Raw genomic sequence first — 19,970 nt, 5'->3', positions numbered from 1 at the left:
CCGTGCCCCGACCTCGCAGCCGCTGCGGGGGCTGCGAGGTCGGGCAAACGTCTGCGAGGTGCGACGCCGCGACGCCGCCGATCACGGTGCGTCATGCAACGCGTGTTCCCGGTCTACGGAAAGTGAGCCCGGTGGGCGGACGCGGACCACCGTCCGCGACATCGATCTTCTTGCGGCACACGAGAGATGGGAACGCAGTGCCTGGGGCCCGGCTCCGCGCGTTACCACCATATGAACTCCGACGACCTGACCATGCCCATCCTCGACCCCGCCCAGCTCGCCGAGCTGCGCCGCAGCACCGACCCGGCGCCCGCCGCGGCGCCACCGAACGCCGCGGCCTGGCTGCTGATGATGGTGCTGGGACTCGGCATCGTCGTGACGATGCTGGTGCTCGTCGTCGCCTGGAGCTGAGCGCGGCCCGGTCGGGATCTTGTGCCGCGCGTCACAAGGGAGAAGAGTCGCCCCGGTCCGCGTCTTCGACGGAGCAGGAGCGTGACAGCAGTGACGACCGGGACGACAGCGCAGCCGACGGCGATCGAGAATCCCTACTACACCCACGAGTTCCACGGCGACTACGACCTGATCAGCCTGGGGGAGTTCGCGCTGGAGGAGGGCGGGGTGATCCCCGACCTGCAGCTCGCGGTGGCCACCTTCGGCACGCTGAACGCGGCGAAGGACAACGCGATCCTCGTGACGACCTGGTACTCGGGCACCCACCAGATCTTCCGCGACGTCTACATCGGCCCGGACCACGCGCTGAACCCGGAGCGGTACTTCATCGTCGTCGTCAACCAGATCGGCAACGGTCTGTCGACCAGCCCGCACAACGCCTCGGGCGCCAACGCGGGCATCGCGATGTCGAACTTCCCGCACGTCCGCATCGGCGACGACGTCCGCGCCCAGGAGCAGCTCCTGCGCGAGCACTACGGGATCGACCGGCTCGCGCTCGTCGTCGGGGGGTCGATGGGCGCCCAGCAGACCTACGAGTGGATGGTCCGGTTCCCGGACAAGGTGCGCCGCGCCGCGCCGATCGCCGGGACCGCGCAGAACACCCCGCACGACTTCCTCTACACCCAGGCCCTGGTCGAGGCGATCACCTCCGACCCCGGCTTCGCCGGCGGGAACTACCGCAGCAACACCGAGGTCGAGGCCGGGTTGAAGCGGCACGCCGGCATCTGGGCGGTGATGGGGTTCTCCACCGAGTTCTGGAAGCAGGAGGTGTGGCGGGCGCTGGAGTTCGAGTCCCGCGAGGCGTTCATGGCCGGCTTCCTGGAGCCGTACTTCACCGCGATGGACCCCAACGACCTGCTCTGCATGGCGTGGAAGTGGCAGCGCGGCGACGTCGCCCGCACCACCGGTGGCGACCTCGCCGAGGCGCTCGGGCGCAACGAGTCCGTCGCCCGGGTCATCCCGATCAACGAGGACATGTTCTTCCCGGTCCGTGACCACGAGGCCGAGCTGGAGCTGACCCCGCACGCGACGATCCGCGTCGTCGACGACCTGCTCGGGCACCTCGCCCTGTTCGGCGTCGCGCCCACCTACATGCCGCAGATCGACCAGTACCTGCAGGAGCTGCTCGACAGCCCGGCGTGACCGCGGGCCCGGACCGTCCCCGACCCGCCCGTTCGGGGACGGTCCGGCGCACTCCGGACACATTCGTGGCAGATACTGCCAACAAATCGTAGGCTGGGGATCACCACCACGACCCCCAGGAGTGTCGATGACCCTCGCCACCGAGCGTCCCCGCCTGCCGTTCACCCGACCGAACCTGCTCGACCTCGCGCCGTTCTACGAGGTCCTGCGCCGCGAGGCGCCGATCGCGCCGGTGACCACACCGGCCGGGGACCCGGCCTGGCTGGTGACCCGGTTCGCCGAGGTCCGCGAGCTGCTCGGGGACAAGCGGTTCGGCCGGTCGCACCCGGAGCCGGAGAAGGCGTCGAGGATCAGCACCGCCGCCGTCCAGGACGGGCCGTCGGGCACCTACGAGAACGAGGCGGAGGAGCACGGCCGGATGCGCCGGCTGCTCACCCCGGCCTTCTCCGCCAAGCGGATGCGGACGCTGTCCGGGCACGTGCAGGAGCTCGTCGACGGCTACGTCGACGCGATGGTCGCCGAGCACGACGCCGCGGGCCCGGGCGCCACCGTGGACCTGCACACGCACCTCGCCTTCCCGCTGCCCGTGGCGGTCATCTGCTCGCTGCTCGGCGTCCCCGAGTCCGACGGCGAGTACTTCCGCGCCCTCTCCGACCGCATGGCGACCTTCTCCGGCGAGGACGCCCACGTCGCCCGCGAGGAGTTCGGCCGCTACATGGCCGGGCTCGCCGAGGTCAAGCGCTCCGAGCCGGGCGAGGACGTCATCACCGACCTCGTGCAGGCCCAGGCCGAGGACCCCGGGTTCGGCTACCCGGAGATGGTCCGGCTCTGCGTCGGGCTGCTGTTCGCCGGCCACGAGACCACCGTGAACCGGATCGGGCTCGGCATCCTGTTCCTGATGACCAACCGCGCCGAGTGGGACAAGCTCGCCGCGGACCCGGACGGCCGGATCGACGCCGTCATCGAGGAGGTCATGCGCCTCGGCGCGCCCGGCGACCTGGGGCTGCTGCGCTACGCCCACGAGGACGTGGAGATCGCCGGGGTCACCATCGCGCGCGGCGACGCGGTGATCCTCTCGGTCAACGCCGCCAACCGCGACGTCGACGTCTTCGACCACGCGGAGACCTTCGACCCCGACCGCACCGAGCGCGGACACGTCGGCTTCGGCCACGGGCCGCACTTCTGCATCGGCGCGAGCCTGGCCCGCACCGAGCTGCGTGCGGTCTTCGCGACGCTCGCCCGTCGGCTGCCGGAGCTGGACCTCGCCGTCGGCATGGACGAGCTCGACGTGCGCACCGACCACATCACCGGCGGCGTCCGCAGCCTGCCGGTCCGCTGGTGAGGGAGGGGACCGCGATGAAGGTCGAGGTCGACCAGCACGCGTGCGTCGGCTCGGGGCAGTGCCTGCTCACCGCCCCGGACGTGTTCGACCAGCGTGACTCCGACGCCATCGTCGAGCTGCTCACCGACACCCCGCCGGACGGCCAGGAGCAGGCCGTGCGCAACGCGGCGCGGGGCTGTCCGGCGTCGGCGATCACCGTCGTCGACGACTGAGCGGAGCGATGAGTCCGGGACGCCTCCGCGGTCGACCCTGGTGTACGACGCACCGACGACCGTGGAGGCACCTCCCGTGCGCACCCTCGCGATCACCCAGAACATCACCCTCGACGGCGCCGTCGAGTTCCTCGGCGACTGGTTCGACCCGAACGCCGAGGGCCAGGACGACGTGCTCGCCGAGCTGCACCGCCAGGACGCCGCGTCCGACGCGACCCTGCTCGGCCGTCGCACGTTCTGCGACTTCCGCGGCTTCTGGCCCGCGCAGACCGACGACGCCACCGGCATCACCGACTACCTGAACCACGTCGACAAGTACGTGGTGTCGTCCACGCTGACCGACCCGGAGTGGCGGAACTCGACGATCCTGTCCGGGGACCCGGTCGCCGAGGTGGCGGCGCTCAAGGAGCAGCCGGGCACCGACATCGTGCTGACCGGCAGCATCACGCTCTGCCACACGCTCATCGCCGCCGGGCTCGTCGACGAGTTCCGGCTCTTCCACCACCCGGTCGTGCAGGGCGCCGGCCGGCGCCTGTTCCCCGACGGTGCGTCCTTCGAGGGACTACGGCTCCTCGACGCCCGGTCGTTCTCCGGCGGGGTCGTCTACACCGCGCACGCGGCGCGCTGACCGGCGCTCAGGTCGCCGTCTCCTCCCGCGCGGCGGCCCGCTCCACCCGGTGCCGCACGTAGCGCGACACCAGCAGTCCGCCGACGACGGCGACGATCAGCCCGATCCAGGAGAACCGCTTCAGCCAGGTCTCGGCGACGATGCCGAGCAGGTAGATCAGGGCGACCGTGCCGCCCGCCCACAGCACCGCACCGGTGGCGTTCGCCGCGAGGAACGCGGGGTAGCGCATCCGCATCGTCCCGGCCAGCGGCCCGGCCAGGATCCGCAGGATCGCCACGAAGCGACCGAACAGCACCGCCCACACCCCGTGCCGGTCGAAGATCCGCCGGGCGACGGTGAGATGGGCGGGCCCCAGGTGCTTGGGGAAGCGGCGCCCGAGCCGTTCGAGCAGGCCGGTGCCGTAGCGGCGCCCGACCGAGTAGCCGATCGAGTCACCGATGATCGCGCCCGCCGTCGCCGACGCCGCGACGGCGACCGGGTCGATGTGGGACCCGGGCCGCGCGGCCAGCAGCGCCGCGCCGACCAGCACGATCTCACCGGGCAGCGGGACCCCGATGCTCTCCACCCCGACGACGCCCGCGCACAGGAAGTAGATCGCGAGCGGGGGGATCGCCATCAGGAGCATGTCGACGTGCACCACCCCATCATGCACAGGTATCGGTGCTGCGGTGACGGCCCGGTGCGGGCATCATCCGCGGACGTGAGCACACCGCTGGAGCAGGTCTTCCTGGCCGCCCACGACGACCTGCCCCGTGAGGCGCCGGGATCGGAGGAGACGACGGCGCTGCTGCTGCGTCTGGCCGGCGACCTGCCCGAGCGGCCGCGGATCGTCGACATCGGCTGCGGGACGGGCCCCTCGACGCTCCCGCTGGCCGCCGCGACCGGTGGTGAGGTCGTCGCCGTCGACCTGCACGAACCCTTCCTCCAGCGGCTGCGGACCCGCGCCGCGACGTCCGGGCTGGGGGAGCGGGTGCGTCCGCTCGTCGCGGCGATGGACGACCTCCCGCTGCCCGACGGCGAGGCCGACCTCGTCTGGTCCGAGGGTGCGGCCTACGTCATGGGGTTCGACGCCGCGCTGGCCGGCTGGCGGCGGCTGCTGGCCCCGGGCGGTGTGCTGGTCCTCACCGAGGCCGAGTGGACGACCACCGAGCCGTCACCCGGCGCGCGGGAGTTCTGGGACACGGGCTACCCGGGGATGCGGACGACCGCGGAGAACGTCGCCGCCGCGCAGCGCGCCGGGTACACGGTGCAGGCGGTCTACCTGCTCCCCGACTCCGACTGGGACGCCTACTACCGGCCGCTGGCCTGCCGGATCGCGACCCTGCGGGAGGACGGCGTCGACCCGGTGGCGCTGGACGAGGTGGGCGGCGAGATCGCCGTGCGGGAGCGGTTCGGCGCCGAGTACGGCTACACCGGCTACGTCCTGCGTCCGCGCTGACCCGGCTCCCGTGCGCCCGTGAGCCGGCCGATCCGGTCGGCCCCCGCGCTCAGCAGCGCGGTCAGGTCCGGATCGGTGACCGGCAGCCGCCCGGTCGGGCCGAGGGCGGCCAGGCAGCCGACGACGCGACCCTCGGCGTCGCGCACCGCGACCGCGACCGAGGAGCGGCCGGAGCGCAGCTCGTCGACCTCGGTGGCGACGCCCGCGCGCGCCACCGTCCGCAGCTCCTCGGCCAGCACGGGCGCGGCGGTCAGGGTGTGCCGGGTGAGGGTCCGCGGCCGGTCGGGGACGAGCTCGGGGTGCGCGGCGAGCATGATCTTGCCCATCGCCGAGGCGTGCGGATGGGCGAGCAGCGTCCGCTCCCCGGGCAGCTCGTGGTCGGGGTCCCGGTCGACCAGCCGCAGCGCGCCCGCGGGCCAGTCGGCGACGAACAGCCCGAACCGGACCCGGCCGCGGATCCCGGCGACGACCTCGGCCAGCTGCGGCTGACCCTGTGCGGCACCGGCGAGCTCGCGGGTGCGGCGCCCCAGCGCGAAACCGGACAGGTCGCTGATCCGGACCAGGTAGCCGTCGGCGACGAGCACGTTGAGCAGCCGGTACGCCGTCGCCGCCGGGATCCCCGTCGTGCGGGACAGCTCCCGCGCCGTCGCACCCGGCCCGATCCGCGCCACCGCCTCCAGCAGCTCCAGGGCCCGGCTCGCGGCACCCGGCTCGCTCACGGCGGGTCCCCGGCCCGCCGGTCCCGCCGGACCAGTCTCGGCGTGCCCGAGGCGTCCGGGACGAAGTCGCCCGCGCCGGGCAGGACGTCGTCGCTGCCGGGCTGGTCGAACGCCCCGATCCGGGCGAGCCGGTCCGGGCGACGGCGCAGGAACCACCACCACACCGGCCCCGCCGCGCAGCACGCCACCAGGGCCACCGCGGCGCCGGTCCCGTCGACGGCGCCGAGCAGGCCGGGCAGCCGCAGCACCAGGAGCAGCGTGCCGAGGACCCCGACCGCGGCGCCGGTCACCAGCGCCGGGCGGGTGTGCTCCCGGATGCGCAGCAGGAACGCGACGGAGGCGACCGCGACCAGCACGTAGGCGACGGTGACCAGCGCCCGCACCAGGTGGCGCACCGCGTCGGTCCCGGACGGGGCCAGGTCGGCGAGCAGCCCGCCGGCGAGCACCACGGCCACGATCCCGACGACGGCCCGGTGCGGGGTGCGCCACCGCGGGTGCACCGTCGCGAGGACTCGTGGCAGCAGCCGCTCCACCCCGAGGGAGAACGCGACCCGCGACGCCGCGTGCGCCGAGGCTGCCGCCGAGGCCAGGTAGGAGCAGGCCAGACCGGCGTGCAGGGCCACCACCAGCGCGGTCGGGACCCCCGCCGACCCGGGGTCGGTCAGGATCCGGACCAGGGTCGCGGCCCGGCCGGTCCAGCCGGCCCAGGCCGCGAACGACAGCAGCGCCCCGCACAGCAGCGGCGTCCACAGCACCACCCGGGTCACCGTGACCAGCGGTCGTCGCGCCTCCGGGCCGAAGAAGGTCGCCGACTCGAAGCCCGCGAGCATGAACATCGCCGTCAGGGCGACGGCCAGCAGGTCCGGCACCGGTCCGGCCGGGACCGGCGCGGCGGGGTCCGGGGCCGGGACCAGCAGCACCGCGACGACGAGCAGCAGCGAGCCGGCCTCCACCCCGAGCAGGGTGAGGGCGGCGACCCGCGGCCCGCGCACCAGCACCGTCGCGATCCCCGCCGCCACCACCAGGTGCAGCAGCACCTGCGCACCGGCCCCGCTCACGTCGAGCCCGGCCGCCCCGGCCAGCGCGGTCAGGGCCCGGCCGCCCGCGTAGAGGGTGATCGCTGCGCTGCCCAGGTACTTGCACCCGATCACGACGGCGGCGGTGAGCGAGGCCCGCGCGCCGAGGCCCTGGAAGACGAAGCTGTAGACACCGCCCGCGGCGGCCTGACGACGGGTGAACTGGCCGAGGCAGACCGCCACCAGGGTCACCGCCACCGTCGCGCCGACGATGACGAGCAGCCCCGCCAGCGGATCGGCGAGCCGGCCCACCACCAGGGGGAGCATCGCCATCGACGCCGCCGGCGCGGTCGTCGCCACGGACTGCGCGACCAGCTCGGTCCCACCCATCCGGCGCCGTCCGAGCGGCGCCATCGGCGACTCCGCCCGCAGCGGTGCCCGGCCGGGGGAGAAGGACCGCGCGATGGCCCTGTCGAGGTCGGACACGGAGCGGGACGCTAGGGCCGGGCTGTTGCCCGGGTGTTGCGTCCACGCGTCGGACGTCGAACCCGCGATGGGAGCGCGCGACCCGCCTTCCCGGTCCGGTTGCCGCGAACGCAGCGCGGACGACCCGCGACCGTCGCCGCCGGTTCCGAACATCTCCGCCGTGACCGTGACCCGCAGAACGTTCATCAGGGCGCTGGGGCTGGCCGGTGGGGCCGGCGCCGCGTACGAGGCCATGGCGAGCATCGGGCTCGCCCCGCGTGCCGGGGACGACCCGGCCTGGACCCCACCGGCCCGCGACGCCCGTGCCGCGGGCCGCCGCGTGCTCGTGCTCGGCGCCGGCCCGGCCGGGCTCGCCGCCGCCCACGAACTGGGCAAGGTCGGCTACGACGTGTCCGTCGTCGAGGCCCGCACCCGTCCCGGCGGGCGGGTCTGGTCGGTGCGCGCGGGCACCGAGGAGACCGACCTGCACGGCGAGACGCAACGCTGCACCTTCGCGCCGGGCCACTTCTTCAACCTGGGCGCGACCCGGATCCCGCAGAGCCACGTCACCCTGGACTACTGCCGCGAGCTCGGCGTGGAGATCCAGCCGTTCGGCAACCAGAACGCCAACACCGTCGTCAACTACACCGACGCGGGGGCGCTGTCCGGCACCTCGGTCACCTACCGGGCGGCGAAGGCCGACACCTTCGGCTACGTCTCCGAGCTCCTCCACAAGGCGACCACGCGCGGCGCGCTCGACGACGTCCTGACCGCCGCGGACAAGGAGGCGCTCTCGGAGTTCCTCGTCTCGCTGGGCGACCTGTCCTCCGACGGCCGCTACCTCGGCTCCCCGCGCCGGGGCTACGCCCGCGAGCCCGGCGGCGGGACCGACGCCGGGACCCCCACCGTGCCGTACCCGATGTCGTCGGTGATCCGCAGCGGCCTGGGCCGGAACTTCGCCTTCGACTACGAGTACGACCAGGCCACGATGATGTTCACCCCGGTCGGTGGGATGGACCGGATCCACCACGCGCTCGCCGAGCGGATCGGCGCCGACCGGATCCGCTACGGCACGGCCGTCACCGGGCTGCACAACACCCCGGACGGGGTGACCGTCGACGTCGTGCCGGTCGCGGGCGGGCCGGTCGAGCGGCTGACGGCCGACGAGGTCGTCTGCACGCTGCCGCCGCACCTGGTGACCCGGCTCGACACCAACCTGCCCGCCGCCGTGCTGGCCGCGCAGCGTGCGGCGAAGCCCAGCTCGTCGGGGAAGCTCGGGATCGAGTACACCCGCCGCTGGTGGGAGACCGACGAGCGGATCTACGGCGGCGCCAGCAACACCGACCGCGACATCGCCCAGATCATGTTCCCCTACGACCACTTCCACGCCGACCGGGGCGTGGTCGTCGGCTACTACAGCTCCGGGGCGCGGCAGCGGGCCTTCGAATCCCTGACCCACCGCCAGCGGCTCGCGAAGGCCCTCGACGAGGGCGCCGCGATCCACGGCGAGAAGTACCGCTCCGACATCGCGTCGTCGTTCTCCGGGTCGTGGGCGGTGACCCGCTGGTCGGAGTCGGCCTGGGCGAGCTGGGAGGCCACGAGCCCGGAGTACCGGCTGCTCACCCAGCCCGCCGGGCGCATCTGGTTCGCCGGGGACCACCTCTCGCACGCCATCGCCTGGCAGCACGGCGCGTTCACCTCCGCCCGGTCGACGGTCTCGGCGTTGCACGCCCGGGTCGCCGGCGGCGCCTGACCCCACCCCGTTCCCCGAGGAGACACGATGCGACGTCCCGTCCCCGTCCTGATCGCCCTGTCCGTCACCGCCGCGCTGGTCACCGGCTGCGCCGGCGGCGCGCCCGACCCCGCCGGGCCCGGACCGTCCGCCCTGCCCGTGCTGGAGGCGGGCGAGGCCGACCCGATGATCGCCGAGGGGGTGAGCGTGGTGAGCGGGGCGTCGCTGTACAAGTCCAGCGGTCTCGGCCCGTCCGCGGCGAACCCCGCGGCCGCGGACGGCACCCCGCAGTCCTACATCGACGCGGGGCAGTTCCCCGGCGGCACGCTCCCCGCGGGCGTCTCGCTCACCGAGGCCCAGGGCATGAACGCGCTCGCCCGGATCAAGGAGAACCTGGAGGCCCGGGGCCTGCGCCTGGACGACGTCACCTCGATGCGGGTGTTCCTCGACAACGCTCCGGGCACGACCCGGGCGGACTACGCCGGCTGGAACCGGGCCTACCGCCAGTACTTCGCCAACACCGACCTGACCACGGGGGAGACGGTGCTGGTCCCGACCGGGACGGCCGCGCCCGCCGCACCGCTGGTCCGCAACCCCGCCCGGCCCAGCCGGTTCGCGCTGGAGGTGGCGAGCCTGCCGGTCCCCGGCTGGCTGGTCGAGGTGGAGGTCGACGCGGTCTACCCGGCCGGGGTGACCCCGCGCTGACCTGCGCCCCCGCGCGGGCCCGCCGGTCCGGCCGGCTCCGGCGGTGGCGCCGATCCGGTCGTGGCACCGGGGTGCGGCGGTACGGTCGGGTCGTGAGCGCCGTCGTGCCGCCGGGTCCGCGCCCCCGCACCGACGACGACCTGCCGGGCTGCGTCGCGGTGCTGCGCGCGGTGCACGCCACCGACCGTTACCCGTCGACCTGGCCGGCCGACCCGGCGGCGTTCCTGTCCCCGTCGGGGCTGGTCACCGCGCTGGTCGTCACGGTGGGGGAGCGGGTCACCGGGCACGCCGCGCTCGTCGCCGAGGATGCCGACGACGCGGGCGACCCCGGTGCGCTGCGGCTGACCCGGGTGTTCGTCGACCCGGCGGTCCGTCGTGCCGGGCACGCCCGCGCCCTGCTGGCGGGCGTCGCCGCCGAGCTCGCGGCCCGCGGCCGCGACGGGGTGCTCGACGTCGTCGAGTCCGTCCCGGCCGAACGCCTCTACCGGGCGGCCGGCTGGGTCCGCACCGGGACCGCGCCCGCCGGGTGGCGGTTCCCGGACGGCCGCGAGCCGGTCGCCGCGCTCTACCGGCTGCCGATCACGCAGCGCCGAAAGAGTGACGACGCAGCGCAATAGTCGACCATCGGTCACGCTGCGCTGCGCCGATCGGGCTACGGTGATCCTCGTGATCGAGGTCCCCACCCCGACGGTGGCCGGTCTGCTGCTCCGCGCGGTGCCGCAGCCCGTCCGCCGGGACGCCCACGCCGCGATGCACACCCTCGCCCCGTGGGGCGCGGTGTCGGCGCAGCTCGTGCAGGACTCCGGCGGCGGCGTCGCCGACCACGACGTGCACGTCGACGGCGACCCGGTCCACATCCCGTTCCGGGTGTCGTTCCCCTGGCCGTCGTCGGCGGTGCTCGCCCGGATGGGCCCGCGCCGCCGCGCCGTCGTCGCTGCGTGGATGTCGCGCAGCGAGAACGCCGGGCACCGCCAGCGCGCCGTGCGCGACCTGCTCTGCGTGCACGAGGCGTGGGTGGTGCCGTTCGTGGTCGCCCCCTGCGGGGAGTACGTCCACGAGATCGGCGCCGACGTCGACCGGTTCGTCCGCACCGAGCTGGGCCGCCACCCCGCGCTCCGGCACGCCTACGCCCGCTTCGTGCGGGACAACCCGCGGTTCCTGGCCACCACGCGGCACCGCGCGGTGACCTTCCGCCACCTGGACCACCGGTGGCCGCACCGGGGCGACCCGGACCGGACCTACCCGCAGCTCGCGGCGCTCGACGCGCTGTCCGCCCTCGCCTATCGGGGAGGTCAGGACTACCCGGGGGACCCGGCGCCGCCGCGGGTCACCGCGGCGGCGTCCTGAGCGCTCAGGCGGACGGGGCCGCCGCCGTGACCTCCGCGGTGCCGCGGTCCAGCACCACCTCGCCGTCGACGGCGGTCCGGAACGCGACCGTGCCGTCACCGGTGTCCCACACCGAGACGGTCAGGGACTGGCCGGGCACGACCGGCCGGGTGAACCGGGCGTCCATCGCGACGAGGCGGCGGGCGTCGCCGTCGCAGACGGTCGCGACCAGCGCACGCGTGGTGAACCCGTAGGTGCACATGCCGTGCAGGATCGGCCGGTCGAAACCGCCCTTCGCGGCGAACTCCGGATCGCTGTGCAGCGGGTTGCGGTCCCCGGTCAGCCGGTAGAGCAGGGCCTGGCCGGGCGTGGTCCGGTAGGTCACCTCGTGGTCGGGCGCGCGGTCGGGGACGGGGCTCGGCGCGCTGTCACCGCGGGTGCCGCCGAAGCCGCCCTCGCCGCCGAGGAACAACGTCTTCGTGCTGGTCAGAACCGGTTCCCCGGTGCTCGCGTCGACGGCCTCGGCCTCGGTGCGCACCAGCGCCCCGGACCCCTTGTCGAGCACCTCGGTGACCGTCGCGGTCACCCGGACCCTCCCCTCCACCGGCAGCGGGCCGACCACCCGGAACGCCTGCTCGGCGTGCACGACGCGCGAGGCGTCCACGTCACCGAGGTCGACCTTCGCGCCCGCGGTGACGATCTCCGCGAACGACGGCAGCACCGCCGTCCGCACGCCCGCGGTGTTCTCCGTGGTCAGCGACAGCTCGGCGGTGGGGTCCTCACCCCCCGCGCCGACGGCGACCGCGTAGAGGAGCACGTCGTCCCGTGCCCACGCGAAGCTGACCGGTTCGCACTGTGTGCCCTCGAGATCGGGCGCCAGGGGCATGGGGAGTCTCCTTCGACGTTCCACCGTGAGGCGGAAACCTATCCCGCCCGGTGCCCGCCGCCCAAGCCCCCGGTGCCCGGCTGACACACTGTCGAGGTCAATCGTGGTCGTGAAGGGAAGAGTGTGGTGACGGCATCACCGGAGGCGGTCGAGCTGGCGAAGGTGGCCGCGGCCGCCGCGGCCGACAAGAAGGCCGTCGACATCGTCGCGCTCGACGTGTCCGACCAGCTGGCGCTGACCGACTGCTTCGTGCTGGCGTCGGCGGCCAACGAGCGTCAGGTCCAGGCCATCGTCGACGAGGTCGAGGAGAAGCTGCGCGAGCGCGGCAGCAAGCCGACCCGCCGCGAGGGCGACAACGACAACGGCTGGGTGCTGCTGGACTTCAACGACATCGTCGTGCACGTCATGCACACCGAGCAGCGCGGCTTCTACGGCCTGGACCGGCTCTGGAAGGACTGCCCGGCGATCGAGGTGCCCGACCCCCAGGGCGACCCGGACGGCACTGCATGACGCTGCGCCGGGTCACCCTGCTGCGGCACGGGCAGACCGAGTACAACTCCGTCGGCCGGATGCAGGGGCACCTGGACACCCGGCTGACCGACGCCGGTCGCGCGCAGGCCGCGGCCGTCGCGCCGCGGCTCGCGCAGGAGCGGTTCGACCGGATCATCACCTCGGACCTGACCCGCGCCCACGACACCGCGACCGCGGTGGCCGAGGCCGTCGGGCTGCCGCTGTCGGTGGACAAGCGGCTGCGGGAGACCCACCTCGGGGACTGGCAGGGACGCACCATCGCCGAGATCGGTGCCGACGACCCGGGCGCGATCGCCGAGTGGCGGTCCGACCCGCGGTTCACCCCGCCCGGCGGGGAGTCCCGGGTCGACGTCGTCGTCCGGTCGCTGCCGGTCGTCGAGGAGCTGGACCTCGAGTACGCCTCCGACCCGGAGGAGCGCTCCGTGCTGCTCGTCGCGCACGGCGGCATGATCGCCGGGATGGTGTGCGGGCTGCTCGACCTGCCGCAGTCGTCCTGGCCGGTGATCGGCGGGCTGGGCAACACCCGGTGGGCCGTCGTCGCCCGCCGTGACGACCACCCCCGCTGGCGCCTGTCGGGGTACAACATCGGTGCCTGACCTGCTGGTCGTCGGGGACTCGCTGGCCTTCCACGGACCCGAGCGGCCCTGCCCGGCCGACGAGCCGAGGCTGTGGCCCAACATCGCCGCCGCCCGCCTCGGCGGCCGCGCCGAGATCGTCGCGCGCGCCGGGTGGACGGCCCGGCACGCCTGGTCGGCGATCACCGGGGACCCGCGGGTGTGGGCGGCGCTGCCGCGGGTCGGCGCGGTCGTGCTCGGGGTGTCCGGGATGGACTCGCTGCCGTCCCCGCTGCCGACCGCACTGCGCGAGCTGATCCCCGTCCTGCGGCCCGCCCCGCTGCGCCACGCGGCCCGCAGCGCCTACCGGCGCGCCCAGCCGCGGCTCGCCCCGGCGCTGGCGCGGCTGCCCGGCGGGGGACCGGCGACCCTGCCGCCCCGCCTCACCGTCGCCTACCTGGAACGCTGCCGGGCCGGTGTGCACGCCCTGCGCCCCGGGCTGCCGGTGGTGGCGCTGGCACCGTCGGTGCACCGTGCCGCCGACTACGGCCTGGCCCACCCGCACCGTGCCGCCACCGACGCCGCGATCCGCCGCTGGGCGGCCGGCGCCCCGGCCGTGACGGTGCTCGACGTGCCCGCCCTGGTCGGCGAGCACGTCCTCGGTGGGTACGGCAACCCCGACGGGCTGCACTGGGGCTGGGCGGGCCACGCCGCCGTCGGGGAGGCGCTGGCCGGGCTCCTCGCGGCCGTGGGGGACCGGCCGTGACCCTGCTCGGCATCGACCTCGGCACCACCTCGGTCAAGGCGGCGGTGTTCACCGGCGACGGCGTCCGGGTCGCCGCGGCCCGTGCCGCCCACCCCACCGCGCGGCCCGCACCCGGGCACGCCGAGCAGGACCCGCACGACTGGTGGTCCGGGCTCACCGAGGTGGTCGGCGCACTCGGCCCGGCACTGGCCGGGGTGACGGCGGTCGGGGTGTGCGCCCAGGTCAACACCCATCTGTTCGTCGACGACGACGGTGCCCCCGTGCACCCGGCGATCACCTGGCAGGACGGCCGGTGCGGCCCGGTCGCGGCGACACTGACCGAGCGGCTCGCCCCCGCCGACCGGGCCCGGGTCCGGGGCGGGCTGGGCACCGTCGACGCCTCGCACGCGGCCGCCCGTGCCGCCTGGCTCGCCGCGCACCGGCCCGACGCGTGGGCCCGCGCACGGAGGCTGCTCGCCCCCAAGGACTGGCTGCTCGAGCGGCTCACCGGCACCGCCGTGGCCGACCCGCTGTCCTCGACCGGGCTCCTCGACCCCGACGGCCGGTACCCGGACTGGCTCGACCTGCTCGTCCCCGGGCTGCGCGCGATGCCGGCGCCCCTGACCGACCCGGCGTCGGTCGCGGGGGAGACCACCGGCGCGGGCGGGCTCCCGGCCGGGCTGCCCGTCGCCGTCGGGACGATGGACGCCTGGGCGGCGCTGCTCGGCGGCGGGATCGCCGCCCCCGGCGACGCGATCGACATCGCGGGCACCTCGGAGGTCCTGGCCCTCGCCGCGACGCCCGGCGGCGGCGCCCCGGGCATCGTCACGTTCCCGCCTTGGCGCGGGCTGCACGTGCACGCCGGGCCCACCCAGGCCGGCGGCGACGCCCTGACCTGGGCGTCCGCGGTGCTCGGCGTCGCACTGGCCGAGCTGCTGGACCGCGCCGCCGGCGCCGACCCGGGCCAGGTCCTGTTCCTGCCCCAGCTCGCCGGGGAACGGGCCCCGCTGTGGGACCCGGACCTGCGCGGGCACTGGCTCGGCGCGGGCTTCGCCACCGGGTCCGCCGAGCTGGGCCGCGCCGTGCTGGAGGGCGTCGCGCACGCCGCCCGGCACGTCCTGGGGCCGCTGGAGGCTGCCGCCGGACGTCGCGCCGACACGATCGCCGCCTGCGGCGGTGGTGCGGCGAGCGACCTCTGGTGCCAGATCAAGGCCGACGTGCTGGACCGGCCGCTGCGCCGCACCGCCGAGCGCGACGCCGGGGTGCTCGGCGCCGCGATGCTCGCCGCGCTCGCGACCGGCGACGCCGCCTCGGTCGGTGAGCTCGCCGGGCGCATGGTGCGGGTCGACCGGGAGTTCACCCCCGACCCGCGCACCCGCGGCCGCCTCGACGACGCGCACGGCCGCTACCTCGCCGCGCAGCGGGCACTGGCACCGCTGTTCCGCCCGCCGGGTGGATAGGGTCCGGCCGTGCCCCCCTCGCCGGTCGCCGTGGTCACCGACTCCACCGCCCACCTGCCGCCCGGCGTCGCGGAACGGCGGGGCATCCACGTCGTCCCGCTGGAGGTGCGGCTCGGCGAGCGCACCGCCCGTGACGGTGTCGACGTCTCCGCCGCCGAGCTGATCACCGCCCTCGCCGACCGCAACCTGCTGGTGCAGACCTCGCGCCCGACCCCGGCCGCGTTCGCCGAGCGCTTCACCGCCCTGCTCGACGACGGCGCCCCCGCCGTCGTGGCCGTGCATCTGTCCCGGGAGCTGTCCGGCACCTGGGACGCCGCCCGGCTCGCCGCACAGGAGGTCGCCCCGGACCGGATCCGGGTCGTCGACTCCGGCGCCATCGCGATGGGTCTGGGCTTCGCCGTGCTGGCCGCCGCCGACGCCGCCGGGGCGGGCGAGGCCCCCGACGACGTCGAGGCCGTGGCCGGAGCCGTCGCCGCACGGGCACGGGTCCTGTTCGCGGTGCAGGACCTGGAACGGCTGCGCCGTGGCGGCCGGATCGGCGCCGCGTCCGCGCTGGTGGGCACGGCCCTGTCGGTCAAGCCGATCCTGCACCTGCGCGACGGCCGGATCGCGCCGCTGGAGAAGGTGCGCACGACCTCGCGCGCGACCGAACGGCTCGTCGCGCTCGCGGTCGCCGAGGCGGGTCCGGGGGCGCACGTCGCCGTGCACCACCTCGGTGCCGAGGACCGGGCCGAGGACATCGCCGACCGGCTGCGCGAACAGCTGCCCGACGCCGCCGGGATGCACGTCTCCGAGGTCGGCGCGGTGATCGGGGCGCACGCGGGACCGGGGCTGGTGGGGGTCGTGGTGGTGCCGGCGGGCTGACCGCCTCCCCGGAGGGTGGCCGGCCCCGGCCGCCCTGCCACGAGCCGACGGGCCCCGCCGGTGTCTAGCACGGACCGCCGACGATCCGGCCCCGTGACGGCCCACGGGACGCCATCGGTCCCCAATCGACGGATCCGTCCACAGGCCGGACACCGGCCGGTCGGAACGGGTGTGGCGGCCCTAGCGTCGGCTGCGTGACCAGGACCGACGCCTCCCTCGACCCGGCCCGGCGGCTCGCCGGGATCGGGACGCGCGGGCGCCCGGACACGGTCGCGGACCGGCTCGATCCCCCGACGGTCCCGTTGCCCGCGCTGCCGCTGCCTCCCGGGCCACCCCCGCCGCACGATGTCAGCGGTGCCGTTCCGCCGGGTCGGATGCCGCCCACCTCCCGACGCGGCACCCCGCACGGTGCGACACCTGTCCGGCTCGCCGATTCCGGCGCCTCGCACGGTGCGGCACGGGGGTGGTCCGCCGACCCCGGCGCCTCGCACGGTGCGGCACCGGAGTGGACCGCCGACCCCGCCGACCCGCAGGGCGCGACGCCGGTGTGGACCGCCGACCCCGACGCCGGCCATCCCCTGGCCCTGCTGGCCCGGGACGATCCCGCCCCGCCCGAGGAGGCCCCCGGCGACGACGGCCCGCACGGCGGGCGCCCCTCGTGGCTGCGCCGCCGGGCCCAGCGGTGGCTGCCGTCGTCGCTGGCCGGGGCGCGGGTCGACCCGGGCCGCCCCGGTGCGCTCGCGCTGGTGGCGGTGGTGCTCGTCGGTGCGCTCGTCGCCGGGGTGGGTGTGTGGCTCGACCGCCCCACCGTGCAGCCCGTCGGCGGCCTCCCCGAGGTGACGGCGGTGCCCGGCGAGGCGGCGGCCGGGGAGGCGGACCGGTCGGCGGGCGCGGACGCACCGGCACCCGTCGCGGCGGCCCCGGTCACCGCGGGGCCGCTCGTCGTCAGCGTCGTCGGGCGCGTCGCCCGGCCCGGCCTCGTCCGGGTGCCCGACGGGTCGCGCGTCGCCGACGCCCTCGACGCCGCAGGGGGCGCGCTGCCCGAGGTCGACCTCAGCGTGCTCAACCTGGCGCGGCGGCTCGGGGACGGCGAGCAGATCGCGGTCGGCGTCCCGCCGGCCGTCGACGCCGCCCCGGTCCTGCCCGCCCCGGGCTCCGAGCCCGCGTCGGGCACCGAACCGGGCGCGGCCGCCGCGCCCGCCCCGCCCGGCGCCCCCGGCGGGAAGATCGACCTGAACACCGCGACCGCGTCCGACCTCGACGCCCTGCCCGGCGTCGGCCCGGTCACCGCGAAGAAGATCGTCGACTGGCGCAGCGCCAACGGGCGCTTCAGCCGGGTCGAGCAGCTGCGGGAGATCGACGGCATCGGCGAGCGCCGCTTCGCCCAGCTCCAGGAACTGGTGCGGGTGTGACCCGCGCCGGAGCCCGCCGGGCGGACCCGGTCCACGGGGAGCACGACGACGAGCACGAGGAACAGGCCGAGCGTCCCGCCCCACCCGACCTGCGTCTCGTCCCCGCCGCGCTCGCCACGTGGGCCGCCGTCCTCGCCGGGCTGCTCGGCGGCACCGCGGGTGGGATCACCGCCGCCGTCCTCGCGGCGCTCGCCCTGCCGGTCGCGCTGCTCCGCGCCCGGGCCAGCGCCCGCGCCGCGGCACCGTCCTCGATCGTGCTCGCCGCGGCCGGGTGCGCACTCGTCGCGGCCGTCCTGGTCACCGTCCACGCGGCCGCGCTGGCGTCGCACCCGCTGCGGGCACCCGCCGACCGCGGCGCCGCCGCCGAGGTCCGCGTCCGGCTCACCGACGACCCCCGACTCCTGCGCAGCACCACCGGCGGCGGCGACGAGTCCGGCGCCGCCCGGGCGATGGCGCTGGTACCCACCGAGCTCGTCACGGCCACCGTCGGCGGGGACCGGGCGACCACCGGCGGGAAGCTCCTGCTCCTGGCCCCGGCGGCGAGCTGGACCGGGCTGCTCCCCGGCCAGGAGGTCTCCGCCGCCGGGCTGCTCATGCCCGCACAGCGCCCCGACCTCACGGTCGCCGTGCTGAAGGTCCGGGGTGCGCCGCAGGACGTGACCGCGCCGCCCTGGTGGCAGACCGGTGCCGGGGCGCTGCGCGACGGCCTGCGCGACGCGGCGGTCTCCGCGCTGCCCGAGGCACCCGCGGGACTGCTGCCCGGGCTCGCGATCGGGGACACCCGCGCCCAGCTCGCCGAGACCGAGCAGGACTTCCGCACCGCCGGGCTCGCGCACCTCACCGCCGTCTCCGGGGCCAACGTCGCGATCATCACCGGGGCGGTGCTGCTCCTCCTGCGCCTGTTCCGGACCGACCCGCGGATCGCGGCCGCGGCGGCGATGCTCGCCCTGGTCGGGTTCGTCGTGCTGGCCCGGCCGTCACCGTCGGTACTGCGGGCGGCGGTCATGGGCGGGGTGGTGCTGATCGCGTTCGCGGCCGGCCGGGCCCGATCGGCGGTGCCCGCGCTGGCGGTGGCCGTGCTCGGCCTGCTGCTGGCCGCCCCCGCTCTGGCCGTCGACGCCGGGTTCGTGCTCTCCGTCGTCGCCACCGGCGCACTGGTGCTGCTCGGTCCGGGCTGGACGGCGGCGCTGCGACGGCGCGGGCTGCCGTCCGGACCGGCCGAGGCATTGGTCGTCCCGGTCGCCGCGGCCCTGGCCACCGCGCCGGTGATCGCCGGGCTCAACGGGGGAGTCGGGCTGGTCACCGTGGTGGCGAACCTGCTCGCCGCGCCCGCCGTCGCCCCCGCGACGGTGCTGGGCGTGCTCGGCGCGGTGCTGTCCGCGGTGAGCCCGGCCGCCGCGTGGTGCTGCGCCTGGCTGGCGGGACCGTTCGTGTGGTGGCTGGTGGTGGTCGGGGACCGGGCCGCCGCGGTGCCCGGTGCCACCGTGCCGTGGCCCGCGGGGGCGGGCGGCGCGCTGCTGCTCACCGGGGTGCTGGTCGTGCTGCTGGCGATGGGCCGGGTGCCCCGGCTGCGGGCGCTGTTGCTGGCCCTGCTGGTCGGGCTGCTCGTCGTCCTCGTCCCGACCCGGTTCGCACCGCCCGGCTGGCCGCCCGCCGGATGGCGGATGGTGGCCTGCGACGTCGGTCAGGGCGACGCGCTCGTCCTCGCCACCGGTACCCCCGGGCACGCCGTCCTGGTCGACACCGGGCCGACCGACGACGCCGTCGACACCTGCCTGGACCGGCTCGGCGTCCGGGTCCTGGAGCTCGTGGTGATCACCCACTTCCACGCCGACCACGACGGCGGCCTCGCCGGCGCGCTGCGTGGCCGCGCCGCGGGCGGCATCGCCGTCGGGCCGGTACGGGAACCGGCGTCCGGGCTGCGCGACATCACCCGGCGCGCCGAGGAGGCCGGTGCCCCGGTGGTGGGGCTCGCGCGCGGGATGGAGCTGGGCTGGCCGGAGCTGCGCCTGCAGGTCCTCGGCCCGGTCCACCCGCCCCTGACGGTCGACGGCAGCGACGGGACGGCGGTCAACGACATCTCGCTGCTGCTGCGCGCGACCACCCCGGCCGCGACGATCCTGCTGACCGGCGACGCCGAGCTGGTCGCCCAGGACGACCTGATCGACTCCGGTGCCGACCTGCGGGCGGACGTGCTGAAGATGCCCCACCACGGGTCCCGCAAGGTGGTCCCGCGGCTGATCACGGCCGTCGCGCCGCGGGCGGCGGTGATCAGCGTCGGCAACGGCAACAGCTACCGGCACCCCAACCCGGAGCTGGTGGACCGGCTGGCCGGGGCGGGG

At 75.9% G+C, this 19,970-nt stretch carries 20 protein-coding genes and 1 pseudogene; 17 read left to right on the top strand and 4 right to left on the bottom strand.

Features of this window, described 5'->3' with window-relative positions; genetic code table 11:
* The first annotated feature begins 186 nt into the window (after positions 1-186).
* From DMP17_RS17670 to DMP17_RS17650, 5 genes are all read left to right on the top strand, one after another.
* Positions 187-411, top strand: a complete 225-nt coding sequence (locus tag DMP17_RS17670) for a hypothetical protein (RefSeq protein WP_337830115.1) — start codon at positions 187-189, stop codon at positions 409-411.
* 81 nt (positions 412-492) lie between these two features.
* Positions 493-1,593 carry an alpha/beta fold hydrolase gene (locus DMP17_RS17665; protein ID WP_337830114.1) on the top strand — a complete coding sequence of 367 codons (1,101 nt, stop codon included), beginning with the start codon at positions 493-495 and terminating at the stop codon, positions 1,591-1,593.
* Between the two features lie 127 nt (positions 1,594-1,720).
* Positions 1,721-2,935 (top strand): cytochrome P450, encoded by a 1,215-nt coding sequence (locus DMP17_RS17660; protein ID WP_337830113.1) that lies wholly within the window; start codon positions 1,721-1,723, stop codon positions 2,933-2,935.
* 14 nt (positions 2,936-2,949) lie between these two features.
* A complete protein-coding gene (locus DMP17_RS17655) occupies positions 2,950-3,147 on the top strand; it encodes a ferredoxin (RefSeq protein ID WP_337830112.1) in 198 nt (65 codons plus the stop codon).
* A gap of 76 nt (positions 3,148-3,223) precedes the next feature.
* The gene (locus DMP17_RS17650) at positions 3,224-3,775 is read left to right on the top strand and encodes a dihydrofolate reductase family protein (RefSeq protein ID WP_337830111.1); all 552 of its coding nucleotides are present in this window, start codon (positions 3,224-3,226) and stop codon (positions 3,773-3,775) included.
* 7 nt (positions 3,776-3,782) lie between these two features.
* On the opposite strand, the gene DMP17_RS17645 is transcribed toward DMP17_RS17650, so the two are convergent.
* The gene (locus tag DMP17_RS17645; protein WP_226365830.1) at positions 3,783-4,412 is read right to left on the bottom strand and encodes a DedA family protein; all 630 of its coding nucleotides are present in this window, start codon (positions 4,410-4,412) and stop codon (positions 3,783-3,785) included.
* A gap of 63 nt (positions 4,413-4,475) precedes the next feature.
* Between DMP17_RS17645 and DMP17_RS17640 the strand changes: the two genes are divergently transcribed.
* Positions 4,476-5,213, top strand: a complete 738-nt coding sequence (locus DMP17_RS17640; RefSeq protein ID WP_226365829.1) for a class I SAM-dependent methyltransferase — start codon at positions 4,476-4,478, stop codon at positions 5,211-5,213.
* Here DMP17_RS17640 and DMP17_RS17635 read toward each other — a convergent pair.
* Positions 5,192-5,932, bottom strand: coding sequence for an IclR family transcriptional regulator (locus DMP17_RS17635; RefSeq protein WP_337830110.1), 741 nt, complete (start codon positions 5,930-5,932; stop codon positions 5,192-5,194). The two genes, DMP17_RS17640 and DMP17_RS17635, sit on opposite strands and share 22 nt — an antisense overlap.
* Positions 5,929-7,434 (bottom strand): APC family permease, encoded by a 1,506-nt coding sequence (locus DMP17_RS17630; RefSeq protein ID WP_337830109.1) that lies wholly within the window; start codon positions 7,432-7,434, stop codon positions 5,929-5,931. Before DMP17_RS17630 ends, DMP17_RS17635 begins: the two co-directional genes overlap by 4 nt.
* A 160-nt stretch (positions 7,435-7,594) precedes the next feature.
* Between DMP17_RS17630 and DMP17_RS17625 the strand changes: the two genes are divergently transcribed.
* From DMP17_RS17625 to DMP17_RS17610, 4 genes are all read left to right on the top strand, one after another.
* The gene (locus DMP17_RS17625; RefSeq protein WP_337830108.1) at positions 7,595-9,166 is read left to right on the top strand and encodes a flavin monoamine oxidase family protein; all 1,572 of its coding nucleotides are present in this window, start codon (positions 7,595-7,597) and stop codon (positions 9,164-9,166) included.
* Between the two features lie 27 nt (positions 9,167-9,193).
* Positions 9,194-9,850 carry a Rid family hydrolase gene (locus DMP17_RS17620; protein ID WP_337830107.1) on the top strand — a complete coding sequence of 219 codons (657 nt, stop codon included), beginning with the start codon at positions 9,194-9,196 and terminating at the stop codon, positions 9,848-9,850.
* Between the two features lie 92 nt (positions 9,851-9,942).
* Positions 9,943-10,467, top strand: coding sequence for a GNAT family N-acetyltransferase (locus DMP17_RS17615; RefSeq protein ID WP_337830106.1), 525 nt, complete (start codon positions 9,943-9,945; stop codon positions 10,465-10,467).
* Positions 10,468-10,516: 49 nt separating this feature from the next.
* On the top strand, positions 10,517-11,197 hold the full coding sequence (locus DMP17_RS17610) for a hypothetical protein (RefSeq protein ID WP_226355973.1): 681 nt from the start codon (positions 10,517-10,519) through the stop codon (positions 11,195-11,197).
* Between the two features lie 4 nt (positions 11,198-11,201).
* On the opposite strand, the gene DMP17_RS17605 is transcribed toward DMP17_RS17610, so the two are convergent.
* On the bottom strand, positions 11,202-12,062 hold the full coding sequence (locus DMP17_RS17605; protein ID WP_337830105.1) for a MaoC family dehydratase: 861 nt from the start codon (positions 12,060-12,062) through the stop codon (positions 11,202-11,204).
* 126 nt (positions 12,063-12,188) lie between these two features.
* On the opposite strand from DMP17_RS17605, the gene rsfS reads away from it, so the two are divergent.
* The 7 genes and pseudogenes from rsfS to DMP17_RS17570 form a co-directional block, all read left to right on the top strand.
* Positions 12,189-12,572: a ribosome silencing factor gene (gene rsfS, locus DMP17_RS17600; protein WP_226365823.1), complete on the top strand. Its 384-nt coding sequence runs from the start codon at positions 12,189-12,191 to the stop codon at positions 12,570-12,572.
* Complete coding sequence (locus DMP17_RS17595) at positions 12,569-13,189, top strand: histidine phosphatase family protein (protein ID WP_208825198.1); 621 nt, start codon at positions 12,569-12,571, stop codon at positions 13,187-13,189. The genes rsfS and DMP17_RS17595 overlap by 4 nt, the downstream gene beginning before the upstream one ends.
* A complete protein-coding gene (gene octT, locus DMP17_RS17590; RefSeq protein ID WP_337830104.1) occupies positions 13,182-13,913 on the top strand; it encodes a diglucosylglycerate octanoyltransferase in 732 nt (243 codons plus the stop codon). Before DMP17_RS17595 ends, octT begins: the two co-directional genes overlap by 8 nt.
* Complete coding sequence (locus tag DMP17_RS17585) at positions 13,910-15,352, top strand: xylulokinase (RefSeq protein ID WP_337830103.1); 1,443 nt, start codon at positions 13,910-13,912, stop codon at positions 15,350-15,352. Before octT ends, DMP17_RS17585 begins: the two co-directional genes overlap by 4 nt.
* Before the next feature lie 9 nt (positions 15,353-15,361).
* The gene (locus DMP17_RS17580) at positions 15,362-16,216 is read left to right on the top strand and encodes a DegV family protein (RefSeq protein WP_226365820.1); all 855 of its coding nucleotides are present in this window, start codon (positions 15,362-15,364) and stop codon (positions 16,214-16,216) included.
* Between the two features lie 194 nt (positions 16,217-16,410).
* Positions 16,411-17,628, top strand: a complete 1,218-nt coding sequence (locus DMP17_RS17575) for a ComEA family DNA-binding protein (RefSeq protein WP_337830102.1) — start codon at positions 16,411-16,413, stop codon at positions 17,626-17,628.
* A 449-nt stretch (positions 17,629-18,077) separates the two neighbouring features.
* Positions 18,078-19,847: pseudogene (locus DMP17_RS17570) on the top strand (ComEC/Rec2 family competence protein); the annotation flags it as partial.
* Positions 19,848-19,970 lie beyond the last annotated feature (123 nt).

This window comes from Pseudonocardia sp. TMWB2A (assembly GCF_017312135.1).
This window is presented reverse-complemented; position numbering and strand designations above follow the sequence as displayed.

Bases quoted from the DNA above. Each gene is read 5' to 3' on its own strand.
- DMP17_RS17670 (WP_337830115.1), top strand. From the start codon at position 187: ATGGGAACGCAGTGCCTGGGGCCCGGCTCCGCGCGTTACCACCATATG.
- DMP17_RS17620 (WP_337830107.1), top strand. From the start codon at position 9,194: ATGCGACGTCCCGTCCCCGTCCTGATCGCCCTGTCCGTCACCGCCGCG.
- DMP17_RS17660 (WP_337830113.1), top strand. From the start codon at position 1,721: ATGACCCTCGCCACCGAGCGTCCCCGCCTGCCGTTCACCCGACCGAAC.
- DMP17_RS17655 (WP_337830112.1), top strand. From the start codon at position 2,950: ATGAAGGTCGAGGTCGACCAGCACGCGTGCGTCGGCTCGGGGCAGTGC.
- DMP17_RS17595 (WP_208825198.1), top strand. From the start codon at position 12,569: ATGACGCTGCGCCGGGTCACCCTGCTGCGGCACGGGCAGACCGAGTAC.
- DMP17_RS17605 (WP_337830105.1), bottom strand. From the start codon at position 12,062: ATGCCCCTGGCGCCCGATCTCGAGGGCACACAGTGCGAACCGGTCAGC.